This is a genomic window from Streptomyces sp. NPDC088354 (assembly GCF_044753585.1).
Classification (GTDB): domain Bacteria; phylum Actinomycetota; class Actinomycetes; order Streptomycetales; family Streptomycetaceae; genus Actinacidiphila.
The window spans coordinates 77000-100371 of the sequence record NZ_JBIVNJ010000011.1; the positions used below are offsets into that span (position 1 = coordinate 77000).

Here is a 23372-nt window from a genome sequence, read left to right on the forward strand (position 1 = left end):
CGGCACCCTCATGAACCCCACTGATCTCCTGCTCGGCTGGCCCGCGCCCGCGGCCGCCTGGAACGAGGCCGCCCCGGTCGGCAACGGCCGGCTCGGCGCGATGGTCTTCGGCGGCGCCCACCGCGCCCGGGTCCAGATCAACGACTCCACCGTGTGGTCCGGCACCCCCGCGGGACCGGCGAGGGCCCTGGCCGACGTCGTCGCCGCCGGTGCCGGCCCGGAGCGGCTGGCCGAGGTCCGCGCCGCCCTGCGCGCCGGGGACCCGCACCGCGCCGAGGAACTGCTGATGGCCTTCGAGGGGCCCTACAGCCAGGAGTACCTGCCCTACGCCGACCTGTGGCTGACCGTCTCCGGGGGAGCGGACGCCACGTACCGGGGGCGGACCCTCAACCTCGACAACGGCCTCGCCGAGGACGCCTTCGAGCTCGCCTCCGGCACCGTCGTCCACCGCAGGACCTGGGCCGACGCCGGCACCGGGACCCTGTGCACCGACCTGGTCGCGCAGGGCGGCAGCCTGGACCTGCGGCTCGAACTCACCAGCCCGCTCAAGGAAGTCCACCGCGCCGCGGACGCGAACGGCGTCGTCCTGGGCGTGGAGATCCCCGTCGACGGCGCGCCCGCGCACGAACCCGGTGTCCAGGAGCCGCTGCGGTACGGCGACGGCCCCGTCGACGGCTACGACCCGTTCGGCGCTCTCGCCCTGCGGGTGGACACCGACGGCGAGGTGACCGCGGACGCCGGCCGACTGCGGGTGACCGGCGCGACCCGGCTCCTGGCGGTGGTGGCCAGCTCCACCGCGGCACTGCGGCACTGGCGGGGCCTGGCCGGACCCGCCGACCGCGCCGGACATCTGGACACCGCCGCGAGCAGCGCCGCCCGGGCCGCGGAACGCGGGACCGGGGAACTGCTCAAGGGGCACGAGAACGACCTGCGCGGCCTCCTCGGCGGCACGTCGCTGCGCATCGGTCCGCGCCGCTCGGGCACCTACGACGTGGCCCGCGACATCCTCGGCGGCGACGACGAACTCCTCACCGCCACCGTGCTGTTCCAGCTCGGCCGCTACCTGCTCGCCTCCGCCTCCCGCCCGCAGGCCGGTCCGCCGGCCAACCTCCAGGGCATCTGGAACGCCGACCTGCGGCCGGCCTGGTCCTCGAACTACACCATCAACATCAACACCCAGATGAACTACTGGGCCGCCGAGGCCGCGGGCCTCGGCTCCTGCCACGAACCGCTCTTCGACCTGCTGGACCGCGTCGCCGCGAACGGCAGGGAGGTGGCCAGGGACCTGTACGGCGCCCGCGGCTGGGTCGCCCACCACAACACCGACATGTGGGGCTGGGCCCTGCCCGTCGGCATGGGCCACGGCGCGGCGTCCTGGGCGATCTGGCAGATGGGCGGCGCCTGGCTGGTGCAGCACGTCTGGGACCACTATGAGTTCACGCAGGACAGCGCCTTCCTGCGCGAGCGGGCCTGGCCCCTGCTCAGCGGCTGCGCGGAGTTCCTGCTCGACTGGCTGGTCGACGACGGCGCCGGCGGGCTCGACACCCTGCCGTCCACGTCGCCGGAGAACCACTTCCTCACCCCCGGCGGCGCCCCGGCCTCGGTCACCCGCTCCACGGCGATGGACATGGCACTGATCCGCGCGGTGTTCGAACGGACCCTGCGCTCCGCGGAACTGCTCGGCCTCGGTACCCCGCTGACCGCGCGCATCGGCGAGGCGCTGCCGAAGCTGCACCCGCCGCGCATCGCCGCCGGCGGCTGGCTGCAGGAGTGGGCCGAGGACCTGCCCGAGCAGGACCCGCACCACCGCCACCTGTCGCACATGGTCACCGTCCACCCGCTCGGCCGGATCGACCCCGACGCCACCCCGGAACTCGCCGCGGCCGCCACCGCCCTGCTGGACCGGCGCGGACCCGGCGCGATGGGCTGGTCCTGGGCGTGGAAGATGGCCCTGCGCGCCCGGCTGCGCGACGCGGCCGCGGCCCGCTCCCTCTTCGACGAGGCGACCCGGCCGCTCGCCGGCGACCCGGGCACCGACGCGCCCGTCGACGGATCGCAATGGGGCGGACTGCTGCCCAACCTCTTCTCCACCCACCCGCCGTTCCAGATCGACGGCAACTACGGCTTCACCGCCGCCCTCACCGAGATGGTGCTGCAGAGCCACACCGGCACCGTCCACCTGCTGCCCGCCCTCCCCTCCGGGTGGCCCGACGGCCAGGCGGCCGACCTGCGCTGCCGCGGCGGGCTCGGCGCCGACTTCACCTGGCGCGACGGCGATCTGACGGCCGTGACGATCCGCCGGCACACCGGGGACGACGCGGCGCCGGTCCGCGTCCGCCACCGCGACCGCACCGTGGAACTGCGCGTTCCCGCCGGCACCGCCGTCACCCTCGGCGCCGACCTCCGGCAGCACGGGGAGGGCCGGCCGTGCTGACCGAGAAGGACGTCCCCGACCTGTGGTCCTACCGCAGCACGTACCAGGAGCCCGCCGACTTCGACGGTTTCTGGAAGGACACCCTCGACAGCGCACGGACCCACGACGCCCGCCTCGAACTGACCCCGGTCGACACCGGACTGGAGGCCGTGGACGTCTTCGACGCCGTCTTCCCCGGCTTCGACGGCCACCCGGTGCGCGGCTGGCTGCGGATGCCCCGGCACCGCGGCGGCCCCCTGCCGGCGGTCGTGCAGTTCCACGGCTACGGCAGCGGCCGCGGCGCCCCCGTCGACGACCTGATGTGGGCCTGCGCCGGCTACGCCCACCTGCTGGTCGACGCCCGAGGTCAGGGCGGCGCCTGGGCGGGCGGCGGCGCCACGCCCGACCCGGTCGGCAGCGGTCCCTCCCACCCCGGGTTCCTCACCCGCGGCATCGAGGACAAGGACACGTACGTCTACCGGCGGGTGTTCACCGACGCCGTACGCGCCGTCGAGGCGCTGCGCGGCTCGCCGCACGTGGACCCCGCCCGGGTCGCCGTCGCCGGCCCCAGCCAGGGCGGCGGCATCGCGCTCGCGGTCGCCGGGCTCGTACCGGACCTGACGGCCGCACAGTTCCAGTCCCCGTTCCTCTGCGACATCCGCCAGGCCACCCGCCTCACCGGCGAGCAGCCCTACGCGGAGATCGTCGGCTACCTCGCGGCCCGCCGTGACCGGGTCGAGGAGACCTTCCGCACGCTCGGCTACTTCGACGGCCTCGCCTTCGCCCGCCGCGCCACCGCCCCCGCCTGGTTCTCCGCCGGGCTGCGCGACCAGGTCTGCCCGCCCGCCACGGCGATCGCCGCCTACCACGCCTACGGCGGGCCCAAGCAGATGCGGCTGTGGGAGTTCAACGGCCACGACGCCGGCGGCTCCGAGGACCTGGCCATCACGCTGAGCGCCTTCCGCGCGCTCCTCAAGACGTCGTCCCACGCTCACCCGGAACCGTCCCGAAAGAAGGAATCATGAGAATACGCAAGGTCGTCGCGCTGGGCGCCACGCTCAGCCTCGCGGCGGTGCTCTCCGCCTGCTCGTCCGGCTCGTCCTCGGCCGGCGGCTCGCAGACCGTCAACTGGTGGACCTGGGACGACAAGCAGGCGGCCGCGTACAAGGTCTGCGCCACGGACTTCGAGAAGGCCAACCCCGGTACGACCGTCAAGATCTCGCAGTACGCCGTCGACGACTACTTCACCAAGCTGACGGCCGGCTTCGTCGCGGGCAACGCCCCCGACGCCTTCCAGAACAGCGTGCAGTTCTTCCAGGCCTACGCCACGCAGCACCAGCTCCTGGCGATGGACGACTTCATCGCCAAGGACAAGTTCGACATGTCCCGGTTCTCCGTGGGCGTGGACGCGTGGAAGTTCACCGACGGCAAGCAGTACGCGCTGCCGCTCGACTGGGCCGCGGCCGCCCTGTACTACGACCAGGACGCGCTGACCAAGGCCGGCTACACCAAGGAGAAGCTCGACTCGCTGAAGTGGAACCCCGACGACGGCGGTGACTTCGGCAAGCTGATCGCCCACCTCACCATCGACGAGAAGGGGCACCGCGGCGACGAGAAGGGCTTCGACAAGGCCCACGTCAAGACCTTCGGCTTCGGCCAGATCGCGGCCAAGGACTTCATCGGCCAGACCACCTGGAGCCCCTTCGTCTCCAGCACCGGGTGGCGCCTGGGCGACAAGCAGAGCTGGCCGACGGTGTTCAACTACGGCGACCCGCGCTTCATCAAGACGATGAAGTGGGTGCGCTCCCTCACCGACAAGGGCTACGCGCCCAAGATCGGCGAGTTCACCTCCAGTGTCAGCGACGTCGACCTGCTCTCCTCCCACAAGGTCGCCCTGGAGATGGGCGGCTCCTGGGAGGCCTCCACCTTCGCGAAGATCCCCGGCATCAAGGCGGGCATCGCGGCGCCCCCGTACGGCCCCGACGGCACGACCCGCGCCGTGATGAGCAACTCCAACGGCAACAACATCTGGGCCGGCACCAAGAACCCGGACCTGGCCTGGAAGTGGGTCTCGTACATGGGCTCCGAGGCCTGCCAGAGCAAGGCCTCGCTCACCGGGACGTTCTTCCCGTCCATCCCGGCCTCCATGGACGCCTCCGCCAAGGCGCTGTCCGCCCAGGGTGTCGACCTGACGGTCTTCACCGACATGCTGAAGAACAAGGTCCTCTACCCCTCTCCCGTCTACGGCAACGGCGCCGCCGTCCAGGACGCGATGAACCCGCTCTTCGAGGCGTACTTCGCCGGGCAGAAGGACGACTCCGTCTTCACCGGCATGCAGGATCAGAGCAAGACGCTGCTCGCGAAAAACTGATCCACTTGCAGTGACCCGCAGAACCGCCGCCCGGACGCGGCCCCTCCTCGGGGTTCCTCCGGGCGGCGGGGCACATCGAAAGGAAGGACCCCCATGGCAGACACCACCGCGCGGATCGTCACCCTGCGCGCGGCCGGCACCGCGTTCGTCCTGGAGCTCACCGAGCCGGTGCCCAGAGTCCTGCACTGGGGGAAGGACCTCGGCGACCTGTCCACCGCGGACCTCGCCGCGCTGGCCCTGACGGCCGAACCCGCGGTCCTCAACAACGCCGTGGACATCCCGCGCCGGTACACCATCTGGCCCACCGAGGCCGACGGATGGGCCGGTACCCCCGCCCACAACGGGCACGTCGACGGCGGCTCCGCGGCGCCGCGGCTGATCACCACCGGCACGTCCCTGCGGGAGGACCCCGAGGGCGGCGGCGAGCTGACCGTCGCCCTCACCGAGGGAGCCGCCGGGCTCGACATCGCCGTCACATACCGGCTGGACCCGTCCGGGGTGCTGGCCGTCCACGCCGGGATCACCCGGCACACCACCGCCGACCCGGCACCGTACGACCTCGCCCAGGCCACCGTGTGGCTGCCGCTGCCCCGGCGGGCCGGCGAGATCCTCGACTTCACCGGCAAGTGGAGCCGTGAACGCTCCCCGCAGCGGCGCCCGGTCGGCTTCGGCACCCATGCCCGCGAGGTCCGCCGAGGCAAGCCCGGCCTCGACTCCCCGTACCTCGTCGCCGTCGGCGTGCCCGGCTTCGGCTTCCGCGACGGCGAGGTGTGGGGCCTGCACGTCGCCTGGAGTGGTGACCAGCGCTACCTGGTCGAGCGGTTGCCCGAGGGCGCCGGCAGCCACACCGCGGTCCTCGGCGGAGGCGAACTGCTGCGCGCCGGCGAGATCCGGCTCGCCCCCGGCGAGAGCTACCAGACCCCCGTGTGCCACTACGCCTGGTCCGGCGCGGGCCTGGACGGCCTCGCCGAGCGCTTCCACACCCTGCTGCGGGCCCGCCCCAGCCACCCCCGGCGCCCGCGCCCGGTCATCCTCAACAGCTGGGAGGCCGTGTACTTCGACCACGACCTCGACCACCTGCTGCGGCTCGTCGACCGCGCCGCCGAGGTCGGCGTGGAACGGTTCGTGCTCGACGACGGCTGGTTCCGCGGCCGCCGCTCGGACCACGCGGGACTCGGCGACTGGACGGTCGACCCGAAGGTGTGGCCCGGCGGGCTCACTCCGCTCGTCGACCACGTGCGGTCCCTCGGCATGGAGTTCGGCCTCTGGTTCGAACCGGAGATGGTCAACCTCGACTCCGACCTGGCCCGCGAGCACCCCGAGTGGGTCCTCGGCCCCGCCGCCGGCCTCGGCCCCACGGCCCGGCACCAGTACGCCCTCGACCTGTCGCAGCCCGGCCTCGCCGCGTACCTGCTGGACGCGCTGGACACCCTCATCACCACGTACGGCATCGCCTACCTGAAGTGGGACCACAACCGGGAGCTGTACGAGGCCGTGCACGGCCCCGGGGACCGCCCCGCCGGCCACGCCCAGGTCGTGGCGCTCTACCGGCTGCTGGACGCGCTCAAGGAACGCCACCCGGCGCTGGAGATCGAGAGCTGCGCCAGCGGTGGCGGCCGTGTCGACCTGGGCATCCTCGCCAGGACCGACCGCGTGTGGGCCTCGGACTGCAACGACCCCGTGGAGCGGCAGTCCATCCAGCGGTGGACCGGCCAGTTGCTGCCGCCCGAGCTCGTCGGCGCCCATGTGGGCGCCACTCCCAGCCACACCACCGCACGCGTCAGCTCCGACGCCTTCCGGATGGCCACCGCACTGTTCGGTCACGCCGGCATCGAGCAGGACCTCACCCGCTGCACCCCCGAGGAGATCGCCCGGCTCGGCGCGTGGACGGCCCTCTACCGCGAACTGCGTCCCCTGCTGCACGGCGGCCGCACGGTGCGCGCCGACCTCCCCGACGACGCCACCCTCCTGCACGGCGTCGTCGCCCACGACGGCACCGCCGCCGTCTACTGCTGGGCCCGCGTCGCGACCTCCTCCGAGGGCCAGTCCGGCCGCGTCCAGTTCCCGGGCCTCGACCCCGCCCACCCCTATGAGGTGCGCGTCCGCACCGACCTCGGTCTGCCCTCCTTCCATCAGACCAGCGGTCCCTCCTGGCTCCCCGCGGCCATCGACGGCTGGCTCCCCCTCCCGGGGGCGGTCCTCGCCTCCGCCGGCCTCCCGATGCCCCAACTCAACCCGGAGCAGGCACTCCTGATCGAGGTGCGGCGCGCGGGCTGAGGCCCGGGGACTCCCGAGCACCGGAAGCGCCCTGTCTGTCGGTGGTGGCTGCGAGGATGTGCGCATGGAGCGGACACTGAGCCGGCAGGAAGCCTCGGACGCGGTCGAGGACCACGGGTGGCGGTATGTGCTGGGCACGTTGCAGACGTCGGTCCCCGTCGGGTCGATGGCCCGGGGGACCGGCCTGGCGGCGGACGCCGTCGCCGCGTGCGGCGACGACGCCGACCGGCACCTGCGCGTCGACATCCGTCCCGGGCGGGTGCTGCTCGCCCTGCAGTCGGTCGCGCACGCGACGGTCACCGCCCGGGACGTCGACCTCGCGCGGCGGATCACCGCCGCGCTGCGTGCGGCCGGGTTCGCGACGGTTTCCGAAGCCGGCGCGGGGGCGCCGAGATCGGTGCAGCTCCTGGAGGTCGCGATCGACGCGCTGGACATCGCCGGGATCAGGCCGTTCTGGAAGGCGGTGCTCGGCTACGCCGACGAGGCGGGCGCCGACGGTCCCGAGGACGCGCTGGTCGATCCGCACTGGCAGGGCCCGGCGGTCTGGTTCCAGCAGATGGACCGGCCGCGCCCGCAGCGCAATCGCATCCACCTCGACATCAGCGTTCCGCACGACGAGGCGTCCCGCCGGATCGAGGCGGCGCTGGCGGCCGGGGGGCGGCTCGTGTCCGCGAGCCGCGCCCCGGCCTTCTGGGTGCTCGCCGACCCGGAGGGCAACGAGGCCTGCGTGACGACCTGGCAGGGCCGGGACGAGGTTCCCCCGCGGGTGGCCGGTCCGTGACCCCGCACTCCCTGGCGTTCTACCTGGACGTCGTCCACGACCGGCACCGTGCTCGGCGTGGGCCCGACGGAGTCCCCCGACCGTGCGACGGAGGTGCTGGGACCGGATGTCGCCGAGAACGTCATCGGCAGGTACAGCATGGTCCGCGACTACGGCCTCGCCGAGTTCCACTGGACCCGCGCTTCCCGCGGCGAACCGTGGGAGGGGCACCATGTCACCCTGCAGGTGCACCGGCTCGCGCACCGGGACCGCCGCCTCGTGAACGAGACGCTGCGCGCCCGGTACGGCAGATTCGCGCCGCGGCTCCGGTTCGAGAAGCTGCGACGGCTGCTGGAGCGGCGCGGCGTGCCCTTGGTGGAGATCCCGGAACACACGGCGAACGCACCGTACTTCCGTACCTTCTGGCAGCCCCGCGCCCAGGTGGGCATCTCCGTCATCGGCACCCACGGCGAGTACAGCACGCCGGACCGTCTGCGGGTCGGTGACGTGTACAAGATCCACGTCCCCATGACCACCCGGGAAGTGGAGTGGCGCAGGACCCAGGTGGCGTCCGGCGGGGCGGTCGCGCCGTGACCCGGCGACCGTGCGGGAGGCACGGTCGCCGGGCCGGGGATCAGCGGCGGCCCACCGTGATGGTGCGCTCGGTGCTCATGCCGTTGACGGTGACGCGGAGCACCGCGGTGCCGGCGCGGAGCGCGGTGAGGTCGCCGGTGGCCGGGTCGTAGGAGACGACCGCGGACCCGTCCTCGGTGCGGCCGGCGATCTCGACACGCGAGCCGGTCCAGGAGGCGCTGACCGGCCAGGCCACGGGGACGACACGCGTGCCGTCCTGCGTGACCGTCGCCGACGCCTCGGCCCGGTCGCCGACCGTCAGCCTGTCCGGCGCGCTGAGGTCCACCGCGTCCGTGCGGACGTGCACCTCGGCGCGCAGCCAGGCGTCGGCGTCACGGGCGGGGACGGCGAACGCGTCCGGGACCTTCCCCTTGGCCGGGTCGATGCCCAGCATCGTCCAGCCGGTGAAGCCGCCGTTGTCGGGCGTACTGGCAGGGTTCTTGCCGGAGTTGCCGTTGACCAGGTAAGAGACGCCGTCGATCGAGGACGCCGAGAACGCGCCCACGTGACCGCCGACGAACGCGGCGGACTTGTGCCCGTCGGCCCGGAAGTCGGCGAGCCACCGCTCGACGAGCGCGGCCTCCTTGCGGTCGCCGAGCTGGCTGGCCTTGTCCGGCAGCGGGTCCTCGGTGGGGTGGTGCTCGAACACCACGACGCCGCTGACGGAGCCGTCCGCGGCCGCGTCCGCGAGCTGGTCGTGCAGCAGCTGGAGCTGGGCGAAGCCGCCGCCGCGCAGGGTGCCGCTGGAGGAGTCGAGGGTGATGAAGCGGGTGCCCTCGGAGTCGAAGACCGACGTGGTGGCGCCGAACTCCGCCGTGAAGTTGACGGGCGTTCCGGGGCCCATGACCTCGTGGTTGCCCGGGACGTAGTGCCACGGGACCGTGCCGCCGGTGCGGGCGTCGAACTCGTCGAGCAGCGTGCGGGCCAGCGCGAAGTCGGCCGGCGAGCCCTCGTCGACGAAGTCGCCGTCGATGACCAGCATGTCGGGCCTGGCGTCGGCGATCTCGGCCAGCGTCCGGCGGGCCGCCTCCACCAGCGGGCTGCCGGGGTCGCGGGCCACGAACTGGGCGTCGGACATGACGGCGACGCGCAGCGGACGGCCGTCCACGGTGCCGTTGGTCACCACCACCGGGTCGGCGACCGTCGGCCGGGCGGGCAGCTCCACGTCGGGTGCGACCTTGACCCGCAGGTCGCTGACGGTCACCTTGCCGGTGTACGAACGGGCGGCACTGGTCTCCAGCAGCCGGACCCGCTGGAAGGTGAGCGGGTAGGGGGTGCCGACGGGCACCGGGAACTCGACCTTGCGCCAGCCGGTCCAGGTGATCAGCGGGCCGTCGAGGTTGGCGGTCACGCCCGCGCCCGTGCGGTACTGCAGCCGCGGCCACTCGCCGTTGCCGTCGCCGTTGATCCACATGGTGACGGCCTGCGGCTGACCGGGCAGCTGGATCTGCTGCGGCGGCACGGCGTACTGGCCGCGCGTGGCGGTCGACTTGGTGAAGTCGTAGGTGAGGGCCAGGCCGGGCGCGCCGTCGTGACCGGCGGCGGGGGTGACCGAGCCGCCGGGGGCGCGGTCGTTCGCCGAGGTCCAGGCGGCCGCGTCGGACAGGTCCGCGAAGCTCTTCTCCGCCAGGCCTACGGTGACGGCCACGTCGGTGGTCATCTTCCCGACCGTCAGGTGCAGGGTGGTGGAGGCGCCGTCCGCCAGGCCGCGCACCGTGAAGGTCGCGTCGCCCGCGGGCGTCAGCGAGACGACGCCGTCGCCGCCGGTGACCTCGATGTCGGACGCCTCGATCGGGGCGGAGTCCCCGAGCGCGTCGTAGCCGGTGATCGTCAGGCGGGCGGAGTCCTCCGGACCGTCGAGCGCCACCAGGCTGCTGCTCGGGGTGATCCGTACGGCGGGCGCGAGCACGGTCAGCTTCGTCGTGCCGCTCACCCCGTGGGCGGAGGTCGCCTCGATCTCGCTGGTGCCGGAGTGCTTGCCGGTCACGACGGCGATGGTGCCGTCGCCGCCCTTGACCGCGGCGAGGGAGTCGTCCCGCCAGTGCACGCGCGGCGTGGGCGCGGGCGCGTAGGTCTCGTCATGCGCCAGGGCCTTGAGGGTGCGGTGCAACTCGGGGAAGACCTTGTCGGAGCCGTCCGCCGTCAGGGCGGGCAGGACCCGGAAGCCGCGGGCCTCGCCGGAACCGGGGGCGGCGAACAGGCCGAGGCCGTTGGCGACCTGGCGCTCCGAGCCGTCCGAGGGGCTGTTGACCAGGCCCGTCACGCTCTCGCCGGGCAGCCGCGCGGCCATGGTGGTGGAGCCGCCGCCGTCCATGTTGAGGGCGTTGACGGCGCCGAGGCCCTTCATGAAGGCGCCGAGCTCATTGAGGTCCATGCCGCGGCTGTTGGTCTGCTTGCCGTCGATCGCGACCAGGTACATGGTGCGGCCGTCGCCCGAGAAGCCCACGCTGGTGCGCGAGGTGGCGGTGACGGTGTCGCCGTCGGTGTAGTGATTCACCACGCCGTCCGCGACCAGGACCTGGCCGCCGCCGACCGCGACCGCCACGTCGCCGAAGTCGGCGCGCGGGCGGTAGGCGACGTTCACGGAGTCACCGGGTACGAGGCCGGCCAGCGCGTCGGCGCCCGCCTCACGGCCGAGCAGCACGCTGGTGCCGGCCGGTACGGGGCCACCGCTGACCGAGGTGTGCACCTCGGTGACCTTGCCGTCGCGCAGCCAGACCTCGGCGACACGGGTCGCACCGCTCACGGGCTTGGTGCGCGGGGACGGGCCCCACTGGTCGGTGAACAGGCCGATGCCGCCGGCCGCCAGGACCGGGGAGTTGACGCTGGACAGCTTCAGGTGCTGCGAACCGCCGACCGTGACCTCGCCCTCCAGGAACACTTGGGCGAGCCTGCCGAGACCGTCCGCGCCGATGGCGACCGTCTGGCTGCGGCCCTCGGTCGGCGAGTTGATCAGGCCGCCGTCCCGCGACACGGCACCGCCGACCGGGGCCTCGGTGTCGTTCATGTCGAAGTAGTCGCCGTTGATGGCGGCGACCGCTCCCGCGTGCCTGGCCTGCTCGGTCACCGGGGCCTTGCCGGTGACGGTGCCGGAGGAGATGTAGTCCACCTTGACCCGGTCGTCGGCGAGGTCCGCGACGAGCACCTGCCCGCGCACCCATCCGTCCGCCTCGAAGCGGTCGAATCGGGTGAGGTTCAGCCCGGGCGCGATCGGCGTGCGGTCCTCGCGCGTGACGATGGACTGGCCGGGCGTGCTCGGGATCAATTCCTGAACGGAACCGGCGGGCTTCGGCGCGTCGACGGACGCCGGCATCAGATGCTCGGGCGTGAGCGCCTGGGCGGTCGTCATCATCCCGGCGCCGATGCTGAGCGCCGTGGCCAAGGCCAGGACGACGGCACCGCGCCGGGCCGCGGCACGCGGCCGCGCGACGACGGAGTCAAGGGGGAGGGGCACTGGCCGGCTTCTTTCCGTGCGGGTGGTCGGGGTCAGGCTCAGTCGATGTGCCGTTGGTGTCGCCGTGCCCCGAAACAGATGATCATCGGGGATGTTCGCTGTGAACTTCCTGTGACGTGTCCCGCTGTGAGCGGGCGTGTTGGTGTAGAGCCCGGCTCCTGTGCGGTGGGCGCGTGGCCGCTGTGCCGGGGTGTTTACCCGCCCGCCCTCCCTCCCCCAACCTTCGGCCGGGGGTGCCCCCAGCCCTGTGAAGTCACGCGCCCGGCGCGCGTTTCGTGGGGAACGGGTGCGGGGCCTCCGGGGCTGGGCATTCTGGACAGCACATTTAGGTGCCTCGGGTACCTGCTCATCTCATCCCGGGTTGTGCACCCACATATGCTCCACAGTCCAGAACGCCCACCCTCCCCCAGCCTCCGGCCGGGGGTGCCCCCAACTCCCCTGCCCCCTTCGTAGGTTGTCGCGCCTGTTCCCCGGAGGGGGTAGTGACGGCACCGTGTCCGGGGCCGCCGCACCATCGCCCCCGCCGGCCGTACATGTCGGGTTCCGGCGGCTACGGCATCAAATTGTGCGAATGGCGCGCGTGTTCGCAGGTTTTCCGACGTCGCACCGTGCCGCCCACCGGTCATTGCAGACGTGCCGTATTCGGCCATTCCGTGGTGCGGCTCCCCATCGCGGCGGGTTCATATTCGTGCCAGTGATCACTGGCCGCGAACTCCGGTCGGCGGAGGCGGAAGTCATGACCGTATACAGCAGGTGCGGGACGATGTGGCCAGGTCCCGGCGGTACGGGCGCGCCCGGCCGGGCGCGCCCCCGACGACGCGATCGACTCCGGTTAATTGTTACCGAGCCGTCGGGTCGGAAAGGTCATCGAAGCTTAACGCGGGGGCTCCGGCCTGTTGCCGGTCCTCCGGGAAGATGAATGCCGGCAGCAACGTGGCTGTTGTGCCGGGGGTTTTCGCGCTGCGTGGCGAGGATTCCCGAGAGCGCGTTTCGCCGGCCGTGACGGGACGGGTCCCCGTGCCCGGCGGGCGTGCCCGGGCTGCCCTGGAACCGAGCAGAGGCGTCGCTCCCGCACGCGTGGCCACGGTGTACGCCGGATCGACGACGTAGCCAGTGACAACGAGCCGGATGCGGTCCGGCGGCACCGGAGGGTGGGGACCCTGGTATGGCGCAAGCGGTTGGACTGACCCTGTTCGTCCTGCATTCTTCTCCCCTGATCAGGAAAGCGCTTCTGGACCTCTTCCAAGACGACCCGGGCATCACCGTGCTGGGGGCCTTACCGGCGTTCCGTACCGCGCACGACATCCCCCCGGGCCGGCCGGACGTGATGCTGGTGGAGCACGAGCAGTGGCCCAGGTGGCGGGACGCCCTGATGCGCCGGAGCGGAACCCGGGTGGTGCTCTACAGCCGGGACAACACGCCGCGCCTCGTCGTGGAGGGCATCCGCAGCGGAGTCGCGGGCTTTGTGCACGAGTCGTGCCCGCCGGAGGTCATCGTCAAGGCGCTCCACGATGTCTTCGGCGGCGGCACCTTCTGGTACCTGGGGGACGAGGACCGGCCCGGGCGCCCGGTGCCCGGCGCGGACGTCCCGCCGCAGGGCACGTGGCAGCTGAGCGGCCGTGAGGAGCAGGTGCTCGCGCTGCTGCTGCGCAGGCGCTCCAACGAGGAGATCGCCGACGAACTCGTCCTCACCCGCCAGACGGTGAAGAACTACGCCAGCCGGGTCTTCCGCAAGGTGGGTGTCTCGGGGCGCAAGGAGCTGTTCCAGTTGATCGAGGCAGGGTGACGGGGGACATGACGGAGGCCGCGGAACTGCTGGTCGAGGACGACGGCGCGGTGGTCGTTGTCACGTTCAACCGGCCCCGGGTGCGCAACGCGCTGTCGACGGGGCTGCTCGCCGAACTGGACGGCGTGCTGGGCGGCTTCGCCGGCGCCCCGGCGGGTCGGGCGCCGCGCGCCCTGCTGCTCACGGGCGCGGGCGGCACGTTCTCCAGCGGTGCGGACACGCGGGAGCCCGACTGGCGGGATCTGTCGCGGCGGGCGGTGCGGCGCCGCCACTTCCGGTCAGTGCTGGCGTCGCTGCACCAGGCGCCGTTCCCGTTGATCGCCGCCGTGGAGGGGTACGCCCTCGGCGGCGGCCTGGAGTTCGCGCTCGCCTGCGACCTGGTGGTAACCGGCGAAAACGCGTTGTTCGGCCTGCCGGAACTCGAGGTCGGCGCGGTGCCCGGCGGCGGGGCGGTGCACTCGCTGATCCGCAGGGCCGGGCGCGGCACGGCCGCGCGGCTGCTCCTGGTGCCCGGACTGCGGGTCACCGGCGCCGAGTTGGGCCGGCTGGGTGCCGTGGAGGCGGTCGTGCCCGACGGCACCGCGCTGGCGGCGGGACGGGAACTGGCGGCCCGCGTGGCGGGCCGGCGCGCGGACCTCCTGACGTCGGGCGTGCGCCTGCTGCGCGACTCCGGGCACCTGGACCGTACGGCCGCGCTCGCCGTGGAGGACGGCCACTGGTGGGCGGCGGCGATGGGCCGGCCGCAGACCGGCGGCTGATCCCCTTGTTTCGTGCTTCCGCCGTCGGTGGGGTGGGGTGGGGGCTGCGGGCTCCGGGACCGTGTGTCCGCGCCCGCGTGCGCAGCGCTGGGCTGAGGGCTGGCCTGCCCTGCTTGGGCGTCCTGAGCGCGGTCGTCTGGCGCGTGCGGCCGCGCTAGTGGGCGGCGGCTGACTCCCTTGCTTCGTGTTTCCGCCGTCGCGGTGGGGAGGGGGCTCCGGGACCGCGTGTCCGCGCTCGCGCACCGGTGGCCGAGGGACCGGGTGCGGTGCCAAGCGCTCTGGGCGTTTGCGCCGTTGTGGCCCACAGTCGCGTGTCGGCGACTTGGGGTCAGGCGGGACCTCCCCACCGTGACAGCGCCGGAGGCATCGGCAGACCACTGACGAGCGGTCGGCGCGACGGTCCTCCCGGTCCGGGAGCTCTCCGGAACAAGGGGGCCCGGTGCGCTGACGTGCCTCGCCCGTACCCCCGTCGGCGCCGCCGGGGGACGGTCCCGGCCGCGTGCCCCGGAGGCATCGGCAGACCGCCGGCGAGTCATCGTGCGCCCGCTTCGCCCGGGCCGGAGGTGCCCGTCGATGACGTGGAGGTGGCGGTCCGGTGCCGCCCGGGTGGCGGGCTTCGCCCGATGGGTACCGGGGGTCATGGGTGAGGGGGACCTGAGAGTACCCGGCGGCAATTCCACCGCCGTCGGGGCCGGCCGTAGCTTCGTCGCATGGACAGCAGGACAGCTTCCGTCCCCGACCCTTCCGACTCCGTCGTACTGACCGGCATCGGGTGTGCGCTGCCCGGCACGCCGGACGCCGAGGTGTTCTGGAGCCACATCGAGACCGGTACCTCCCAGGTCACCGGGCTGGACCGGCCCGAGTTCGCCGCCGCGGGCCTGCCCGTCCACGCCGCCGCGCAGCTGGGCGCGTTCGACCACCCGACGCGGCTGCCGGGGCTGCCCGAGGCGCACGCCGCCAAGTACAACCGCGAGATCCTCGCGACGATGGCCGCCGTCCGCGACGCGCTGGACGACGCCGGGCTGGCGCGCGGCGAGGTCGCCCCCGAGCGGCTGAGCATCGTCCAGTCGTCCTCCCGCGGCCCCCTGTCCTGGTGGCGCGAGGCGATGCACGCCGAGCCGGGAGCGGACCCCTACCAGGGCAAGGGCACCGGCATGTTCCGCGGGCTGGCCGGCTGCCCGGCCACGCTGGCGGCCATCGACGTCGGCGCGCGCGGCCTGGTCACCACGATCAGCAGCGCCTGCGTGGGCGGCCACCACGCGATCGGACTCGCCCTGCGCGAGCTGCGTTCCGGCGCGGCGGACGTGGTGCTGGCCGGCGGCCACGAGTTCCCGATCGTCCCCGAGGTCGCCCGCTGCTACCTGGCACTGGGCGACGGCGTGCTCTCGCCGGAGAGCGAGGACCCGGCGACCGCGGTCCGGCCGTACGACCGCGACCGGCGCGGCTTCGCCCTGGGCGAGGGCGCGATGACGCTCTGCCTGGAGCGGGAGTCCTCGGCCCGCGAGCGCGGCGCCCGGATCTACGCCCGCGTCCTCGGCCACCGCGCGCTGAACGAGGCGCACCACGCGACGAGCATGGACCTGGTCGGCGACGTCACGGCGTCGGTCGTCTCCGGACTGCTCGACGAGGTCGGGCGCAAGCCCGAGGAGCTGGGCTACGTCTGCGGCCACGGCACCGCCACCCGCTACAACGACATCGCCGAGAGCCGGGCGCTGCGCCGGCTGCTGCCCGGGCACGCCGACGAGGACCTGCCTCCGCACGGCTCCAACAAGCCCGTCTACGGCCACACCTTCGGCATGGCGGGGATCATCAATGTCGCGGCGACCTCGCTGATGCTCCGTCACCAGCGGCTGGCGCGGACCGCGAACCACACGACGCCGGACCCCGAGTGCGCGTACGACCATGTCGCCGAGGGCCCGCGGGACGCCGAGTTCGACCTCGCGGTGTCCCTGTCGTTCGCCTTCGGAAGCCAGACGTCCGTGATCGCCCTGGAGCGGGTGTGACCGCGGTGCGGCCGTACCTGGCGGCCGACCCCGACGACCTGGTGCGGCGCTTCGTCCGGCAGGGCGCGCACGTGCACGCCGCCGCGACCATGTCCCGGCCCAACGCCCTGCTGAACGCGGTCTGCCGGGTCTTCGCGGGCACCGGCAGCCTCACCGTGAGCACCACCGCCGTGCACTCCAACGCGCACGCGCTCGCGCTGTCCGGCGCGGTGCGCAAGGTCATCACCGGCTTCGTCGGCGACACCTATCCGTCGCCCCGCCCCAACCGGCTCTACCGCGACCTGGCCACGGGCGAGCCCTTCGAGGTCGAACTGTGGTCGCTGCTCGGCTACACGCAGCGCCTGATGGCCGCCGCGCTCGGCCAGCCGTTCGCCACGACCGGTTCGCGGCTGGCGCAGACCGACCTGCGGCACGGCAAGGAGGGCACCCTGCACGTGGTGGCCCACCCGGAGGACCCGGGCCGCACGGTGACCCTGCTCAGCCCGCTGCGGCCGGACGTCACCCTCTTCCACGGTGTCTGCGCCGACCGGCACGGCAACGTTGTCGCCGTCCCGCCGCTCGGCGAGGGCGCCTGGGCCGCCTACGCCGCCACCGAGGGCGTCCTGGTCTCGGTGGAGGCGATCGTGGACGACGAGGTGGTGGCCGCGATGCCGGACCGGGTGGTGATCCCGGCCCGGCGGGTGCTCGGCCTGTGCGAGGCGCCGCTCGGCGCGCACCCGCAGTCCCTGCGCACCGGCGGCCTGGCGGGAGTGAGCGGCTACCTGGACGACTACGCCTTCCTGACCGACATCGTGAACGCCTGCAAGGACCCCGGGACGGCGGCCGGCTGGTACGACACCTGGGTCGGTGGCGTCAGCGGCCACGAGGAGTACCTGGAACGGCTCGGCGCCGGCCGCCGCGACTCTCTCGCCTACCCGCCCACCGCGGCGACCGCGCGGGACACCGGCCGTCGCGTCACCGCGGCGGAGGCGGCCCCGCCCACCGAGCAGGAGCAGTTGATCGTGCTCGCCGCCCGCGCGGTCGCCGACCTGGTCGAGGAGCGCGGCTACGACACGCTGCTGGCCGGGATCGGCACCTCGCACATGGCGGCATGGCTGGCCGTCCGCCTGCTGGCGGACCGGGGCATCACCGTCGACGCGGTCGCCGAACTCGGCCTGCAGCAGATGGCCCCCGAGCCCGGCGACGTGTTCCTCTTCAGCCAGCGGCACGCCGAACGGTCCCGGATGCTCGCCGGAGTGGCCGAGACCCTGGGCGCCGCCGTCGCCGCCAACCCGCGCTGCCTGGGGGTGCTGTCGGCCGCCGAACTCGACGCGGACGGGAACATCAACACCACCCTGCTGCCGGACGGCCGCTGGATCACCGGCTCCGGCGGCGCCAATGACATCGCCTCCACCGTGGACTGCGTCGTCGTCGCGGCCGCCTCGCCGCGACGGTACGTTCCCCGGCTCGCCCACCTGACCAGTCCGGGTGAGCGGGTGCGCGACGTGGTCAGCCAGTTCGGCCGGTTCAGCCGGCCGGGACCCGGCACCCCCTTCCGGCTGACCACCTGGCTGCCGCCGGTGCCCGGCCGCGGCGCCGCGGAGCCGCCTGACACACCCGCCCGCGCGGTCCGCGAACTGACCGGCTGGTCCTTCCCCGGACCCGAGGACCCCACGGCCGCCGGCGGCGTCGGCGACCGGCTCGTGGACGAGAAGGCCGTCACCACCGAAGAACTCACGCTGCTGCGCAGCATGGACCCGGAAGGCCACTACCGATGACCGCCACCGAGCACGTCACCGCACTCCGCCGTCCGCTGCCGCCGACGGCCATCGCGCCCGTCCGGCTGGCCGGCATCGGCCACTACTTCCCCGGTGAGCCCATCACCAACGAGCACTTCGAGCGGATCGACGCCCTCGGCATCGACGACGCGTGGATCCGCGAGAACACCGGGGTGGTCAGCCGCCACTGGCCGGGCGACGAGAAGGAGCGCGCGGTCGAGATGGCCGCGCTGGCCGTCGACGCGGCGCTCGCCGACGCCGGTCTGGAGCCGGACGACATCGACCTGGTGATCGGCACCACCTCCACCACCCGGCCGCGCACCAACCCGTCCAGCGCGACCAACAACTACATGGACATCTCACTGCCTTTGCAGCGGCAGGCCGGACTGCGGCACGCCACCTGCTTCGACGTGACCTCGGTGGCCTGCGCGGGCTTCATGTACGGCACGGCCGTGGCCGCCTCGATGCTGCCCGCGCTCGGCATGCGCAACGCCCTGGTGGTCTGCGCCGAGAACCCGCGCCCGATCCTCAACTTCGACTACCGCTACTCGGTGCTGTTCGGCGCGGGTTCCGCGGCCGCCGTGTGGTCCGCCGACACCCAGGGGCCGGGCCTGCTGGACGTCGCGCTGCACGCGGACGGCTCGTACTTCGACGCGTTCGACATCGACGACAACGACAAGATGGTCATGCGCGGCCGCCAGGTCGGCGAGGTCGGGCCGCAACTGCTCTCGCAGGTCGGCCGGGAGATCCTGGAGCGCAACGGGCTCACGGTCGACGACGTCGACTGGTTCGTGCCCCACCAGGGCAACCTGAACATGATCAACCAGGTGTGCGCCACGCTGGACATCCCGCGGGAGAAGGTGCTCACCAACATCCAGCACCGGGGCAACACCTCCAGCGTGTCCATCCCGAGCTGCATCTCCGAGAACGTCCGCGCCGGGACGATCCGCCCGGGCGACCTGATCGTCACCATCGGCATCGGCCGCGGCTACAGCTGGGGCGCCATGCTGCTGCGCCACTCGTGACCGCTCCGCCGGGCGCGACCAGCTGAGACATCCGATCCCCCGAAGGACGAGGCATGGACGACGAGATCCCCCTGTGGCGCGGCAGCGGCCTGCGCCTGGCCGGGTACGGCCACTACTACCCGCGCCACCGTGTGGAGAACGCGATGGACGACGCGGACGGGGGCGGCGGCAACGCGGTGGACGCGGCCGTCATCGGCCGGCTCGACGTGCGCGGCCGGCACGTGGCCGACGAGGAGGAGACGCCGCCGTACATGGGGGTGCGGGCCGCCCGGGCCGCCCTGGAACAGGCCGGCAAGGACGCCGACGAGGTCGACCTGCTGGTCTTCAGCAACTGGACCGACCGGCAGTTCGTGCCCGAGTGGGGCCCGGAGGCGGCCCGGCTGCTCGGAGCCCGGCGCGCCCTGGCCTTCGACGTGTGCGCCGCCTGTGTCGGCTTCGTCCACGGGGTGCAGACCGCGTCGGCGATGCTCGCCACGCATCCGCACTGGCGCACGGCCGTGGTGATGTCCAGCGAGCGCTTCTCGCGCCGGGTCCGCCCGGGCAGCAAGGGCGAACTCATCGTCGGTGACGCGGCCGGCGCCGCCGTGCTGACGCGGGACACCGCCGCGGGCGACGACGACGGTCTCTGGGACTCGCTGGTGATCAGCGACGGATCGGCCCGGGAGACGGTCACGGTCTACCCGCCGAACGGCTGGATCAAGAGCCAGGCGGACCTGATCAAGGTCGCCGCCGAGTCGCACGCCGACCTCGCGGAGCGCGTGCTCGCGCGGTCGGGCATCACGATGGACGAGATCGACTGGGTGGTCCCGCACCCGGGGACCGGCCAGCTGCACACCGCGGTCCGCGAGCTGCTCGCGATACCCGAGGAGCGGTTCGTCACCAACTACGAGACGCGCGCCAACACCGGCAGCGCCTCGGTGCCGATCGTGCTGTCGGAGATGTCCCGCGACGGGCGGCTGCGCCCCGGCGACCTGTGCTACACCCCGGCCGTCGGCTCGGGCTGGTACTACGGAGGTCTGCTCTTCCGTGTCTGACGTGAACCGCTCCGGCCCGGGCGCCCGCGGCACCGCCCTGGTGACCGGCGGCAGCCGCGGACTCGGCGCCGCCATCGCCAGGCGCCTGGCGGCCGAGGGCCGGCACACCGTGATCTGCGGACGCGACCGGGACAGCCTGGAGCTGTGCGTGAAGGAGGCCGCGCGCGACGGCCTGACCCTGCACGCCGTACCCGCCGACGTCACCGACGAGGCGTCGGTGGCCGCGCTGTTCGCCCGGCTCGCCGCGGACGCGCCGCCGCTCGCCCTGTGCGTCAACAACGCCGGGCACAACTTCTCCCGCCGGCTGGTCGGCGTCCGCGACAGCGGCGACGGCACGCCCCTGCTGTCACCGCACCCGCTGGCGGACTTCGAGGACACGGTACGGCTGCTGCTGACCGGCACCTTCCTCGTCGGCCGCCACGCGGCCCAGGCGATGCTGGCCGCGGGGACGCACGGCGTCGTCGTCAACATCTCCTCGACCGTCCGGCACGGCGCCTACGGGCAGTCGGCGTACTGCGCGGCCAAGGCGGGCGTGGAGTCGCTGACCCGGACCTGGGCCGTCGAGTTGGGGGAGTACGGCATCCGTGTGGTCGCCGTGGCACCGGGTGTGCTCGACGGCGAGGCGCTGCGCCGCCGCACCGCGGCCAGCCCCCGGCACGCCGCGTACATGGACGACCTGCTCCGCCACGTGCCGCTGGGCCGCTGGTGCGACGAGGGGGACGTGGCCGACGCCGTCGTCTTCGCCGCGGACAACCCCTCGCTCACCGGCACGGTGCTGGAGGTCGACGGCGGCGGACTGCCCGCCCGGGTCCCGCCGCCCGCGGCCGGCGCCCGGCGGCCCGCGGCCACGCCCCGGCCCGCAGCCACGCCCACGACTCACCCGACGACGGTGGAGGACTCAGCATGATCAGCGGCTTCGCACCCACCCTGCTGGCGGGTCGGACGACCCTGGTGACGGGTGCCAGCAGCGGCATCGGCGCCGTCCTGGCGGCCGCGCTCGCCGCCCACGGCTCCCAGGTCGCGCTCCTGGCCCGCAACGAGAAGCAACTGCGCCTGCTGGCGGAGGACATCGAGGCCGCAGGCGGCCGGGCGGTGGCCGTGCCCGCCGACCTCACCGACGCCGAGGGCGTACGGTCGGCGGTCCGGACGGCCGAGGAAGCCCTCGGCCCGGTCGACCAGTTGGTGCACTGCGCGGGCGAGGCCCGCAACCAGGCGTTCCTGTGCGACCAGGACGAGGCGCAGTGGACGGCGACCCTCGACAGCAACCTCGTGGGCGCGTTCCGCGTCGCCCGGGCGGTCGTGCCGGGGATGATGGAGCGCCGCAGGGGCGGCGTCGTGATGGTCTCCTCCGTCGCGGGCAAGCGCGGACTGCCGGCCAACACCTCTTACTGCGCGGCGAAGTTCGGCCTCAACGGGATGACGCAGGCGCTCGCCGCCGAGCTCGGCGCCTTCGGGATCCGCGTCAACGCGGTGTGCCCGGGCCTCACCGACAGCCCGGCCGCCACCGACGGCGACCGCTACGGCGACGCCTTCATGGCCGCTGTCGCCAAGCACCACGGACCGCCCGACCTCACCTGGGAGCGGTACCTGCGGCGCGCGGTCGGCAGCACCATCCTGCGGCGCCTGGTCCGGCCCGAGGAGGTCGCCTCCCAGGTGCTGTTCATGCTCTCCGACCTGTCCGGCGGCATGACCGGGCAGGCGGTCAACGTGGACGCGGGCGCCCTGTGAACGACACGTACCGCGCAGCGGAGGCCGGACGCCTGCCCGGCCCGCCCGCCCGGCCCTTCACGCCGGGCCCCCGCGACACCCTCGTGACCGGCTGGGGCTTCTGCCTGCCCGGCGCGGGGGAGGAACCGGTGCGCACCGGCAAACAGGTCTGGGAGACCGCGTCCACGGGCACCAGCCACGTGGAACGCGACGGCTTCCACCACGGCGTCGTCCGCGGCGCCCGGGAGGCGTTCACCGAACTGCTGCCGGAGATGCCCACCCGCTACCTGCGCAGCTACGCCGACGTCCACCTCTACGGGCTGGTCTCGCTCGCCGAGGCCTGCGCGGACGCCGGACTCGACCACCGCGCGGGAGACCTGCGGCAGGCCGCCGTGCTGACCGCCCGCGCCGGTGTCGACAGCAACTACGACAGCTACCGCGCCTGGCACGACGCGGACCCCGCGACGATCAGCCCCGCCGACGCCAAGTCGCTCTTCGTCCGCCTGGTCGTGGCCGGCACCTCCAGCGACGTCGGGCCGGTGCAGGCCGCGCTGCTCGCCAGCACCGGCGCCTCCTTCACGGTCAGCTGCGGCTGTGCCTCCTCGTCGGTGCTGCTCGGCCTGGCCCGCATGATGATCGCCGACGGCTCGGCCGACCTGGTCGTGGTCACCGGGGTCGACCGCTTCGACACCGAACGCGTCCTGCACGGGCACCGGTTGCGCGAGGTCGTCGAGCGCGAGGGCGCCGTCGCCGTCCGGCACAACAGCGACCCGCCGGCCGACCCCCGCCACGACCGGCCGATGCGGCCCTACGACGCGGCCGGGGACTGCATGAACTACGGCGACGGTTCGGTGACCCTGGTCCTGGAGAGCCGGGAGCACGCCGCGGCCCGCGGTGCCCGGGCACACGGGGCGCTGCTCGGCCAGGCCACCACCAGGGGCGGCCTCGACAGCGCCGTGGCCATCGACACCGAGGGCACCGGGCTCGCCGAGGCGGCCCGCCGCTGCCTGGGCGACCACACCTCGCTCGACCAGGTGCCGTACGTCAACGGGGGCGGCGAGGGAGACCCGCTGTTCACCCGCATCGAGGCCAACGCGGTGCGCCGGCTGTGGGGCGACCGCTCCCACGAGGTGCTGCTCAGCTCCCAGGAGGCCTGCTTCGGGCACAGCGGCGCACCGCTGGGGAACCTGGGCGCGGCGCTGACGCTGATGATGATGCGCGAGAGCCAGGTCTGCCCGACGGCCAACTGCCGTACCCCGTCGCCGGTGTGCACCTTCGACCCGGTGCCGGGCACCGTTGCCCGGCCACTGAGCTTCTCCCGGGCGCTCAGCTTCAACTACCAGGTGGGCGGGGTCAACAGCGCCCTGCTGCTGGGCGGTGCCGATGTCTGCTGA

General features: G+C 73.5%; 16 protein-coding genes. 15 read left to right on the top strand and 1 reads right to left on the bottom strand.

Features of this window, described 5'->3' with window-relative positions:
* Nucleotides 1-10: 10 nt before the first annotated feature.
* The 6 genes from ACIP98_RS18690 (at nt 11) to ACIP98_RS18715 (ending at nt 8415) form a co-directional block, all read left to right on the top strand.
* A complete protein-coding gene (locus ACIP98_RS18690) occupies nt 11-2434 on the top strand; it encodes a glycosyl hydrolase family 95 catalytic domain-containing protein (RefSeq protein WP_401976899.1) in 2424 nt (807 codons plus the stop codon).
* Entirely contained in the window at nt 2428-3438 is a 1011-nt protein-coding gene (locus ACIP98_RS18695) for an acetylxylan esterase (RefSeq protein WP_319659372.1), read from the top strand. The genes ACIP98_RS18690 and ACIP98_RS18695 overlap by 7 nt, the downstream gene beginning before the upstream one ends.
* Nucleotides 3435-4784, top strand: a complete 1350-nt coding sequence (locus ACIP98_RS18700; protein ID WP_319659371.1) for a sugar ABC transporter substrate-binding protein — start codon at nt 3435-3437, stop codon at nt 4782-4784. The genes ACIP98_RS18695 and ACIP98_RS18700 overlap by 4 nt, the downstream gene beginning before the upstream one ends.
* Before the next feature lie 93 nt (nt 4785-4877).
* Nucleotides 4878-7061 carry an alpha-galactosidase gene (locus ACIP98_RS18705; protein ID WP_401976901.1) on the top strand — a complete coding sequence of 728 codons (2184 nt, stop codon included), beginning with the start codon at nt 4878-4880 and terminating at the stop codon, nt 7059-7061.
* Between the two features lie 64 nt (nt 7062-7125).
* Nucleotides 7126-7842: a VOC family protein gene (locus tag ACIP98_RS18710; RefSeq protein ID WP_401976903.1), complete on the top strand. Its 717-nt coding sequence runs from the start codon at nt 7126-7128 to the stop codon at nt 7840-7842.
* A 57-nt stretch (nt 7843-7899) separates the two neighbouring features.
* Nucleotides 7900-8415: a hypothetical protein gene (locus ACIP98_RS18715; RefSeq protein WP_401976904.1), complete on the top strand. Its 516-nt coding sequence runs from the start codon at nt 7900-7902 to the stop codon at nt 8413-8415.
* A gap of 40 nt (nt 8416-8455) precedes the next feature.
* Here the strand turns inward: ACIP98_RS18715 and ACIP98_RS18720 are convergent, their stop codons facing one another.
* On the bottom strand, nt 8456-11908 hold the full coding sequence (locus ACIP98_RS18720) for a phosphodiester glycosidase family protein (protein ID WP_401976906.1): 3453 nt from the start codon (nt 11906-11908) through the stop codon (nt 8456-8458).
* 1165 nt (nt 11909-13073) lie between these two features.
* On the opposite strand from ACIP98_RS18720, the gene ACIP98_RS18725 reads away from it, so the two are divergent.
* From ACIP98_RS18725 to ACIP98_RS18765, 9 genes are all read left to right on the top strand, one after another.
* Nucleotides 13074-13694, top strand: coding sequence for a response regulator transcription factor (locus ACIP98_RS18725; RefSeq protein WP_319659366.1), 621 nt, complete (start codon nt 13074-13076; stop codon nt 13692-13694).
* Between the two features lie 8 nt (nt 13695-13702).
* A complete protein-coding gene (locus ACIP98_RS18730) occupies nt 13703-14452 on the top strand; it encodes an enoyl-CoA hydratase/isomerase family protein (RefSeq protein ID WP_401976907.1) in 750 nt (249 codons plus the stop codon).
* A gap of 710 nt (nt 14453-15162) precedes the next feature.
* On the top strand, nt 15163-16455 hold the full coding sequence (locus tag ACIP98_RS18735; RefSeq protein ID WP_319659364.1) for a beta-ketoacyl-[acyl-carrier-protein] synthase family protein: 1293 nt from the start codon (nt 15163-15165) through the stop codon (nt 16453-16455).
* Nucleotides 16452-18212 (top strand): CoA-transferase, encoded by a 1761-nt coding sequence (locus ACIP98_RS18740; RefSeq protein WP_319659362.1) that lies wholly within the window; start codon nt 16452-16454, stop codon nt 18210-18212. The genes ACIP98_RS18735 and ACIP98_RS18740 overlap by 4 nt, the downstream gene beginning before the upstream one ends.
* The gene (locus tag ACIP98_RS18745; RefSeq protein ID WP_319659361.1) at nt 18209-19237 is read left to right on the top strand and encodes a ketoacyl-ACP synthase III; all 1029 of its coding nucleotides are present in this window, start codon (nt 18209-18211) and stop codon (nt 19235-19237) included. The genes ACIP98_RS18740 and ACIP98_RS18745 overlap by 4 nt, the downstream gene beginning before the upstream one ends.
* Before the next feature lie 53 nt (nt 19238-19290).
* Nucleotides 19291-20271 (top strand): ketoacyl-ACP synthase III, encoded by a 981-nt coding sequence (locus ACIP98_RS18750; RefSeq protein WP_319659360.1) that lies wholly within the window; start codon nt 19291-19293, stop codon nt 20269-20271.
* Nucleotides 20264-21178, top strand: a complete 915-nt coding sequence (locus ACIP98_RS18755) for an SDR family NAD(P)-dependent oxidoreductase (RefSeq protein ID WP_319659359.1) — start codon at nt 20264-20266, stop codon at nt 21176-21178. Before ACIP98_RS18750 ends, ACIP98_RS18755 begins: the two co-directional genes overlap by 8 nt.
* Nucleotides 21175-21999, top strand: coding sequence for an SDR family NAD(P)-dependent oxidoreductase (locus ACIP98_RS18760; RefSeq protein ID WP_319659358.1), 825 nt, complete (start codon nt 21175-21177; stop codon nt 21997-21999). Before ACIP98_RS18755 ends, ACIP98_RS18760 begins: the two co-directional genes overlap by 4 nt.
* Nucleotides 21996-23372 carry a beta-ketoacyl synthase N-terminal-like domain-containing protein gene (locus ACIP98_RS18765; protein ID WP_319659357.1) on the top strand — a complete coding sequence of 459 codons (1377 nt, stop codon included), beginning with the start codon at nt 21996-21998 and terminating at the stop codon, nt 23370-23372. The genes ACIP98_RS18760 and ACIP98_RS18765 overlap by 4 nt, the downstream gene beginning before the upstream one ends.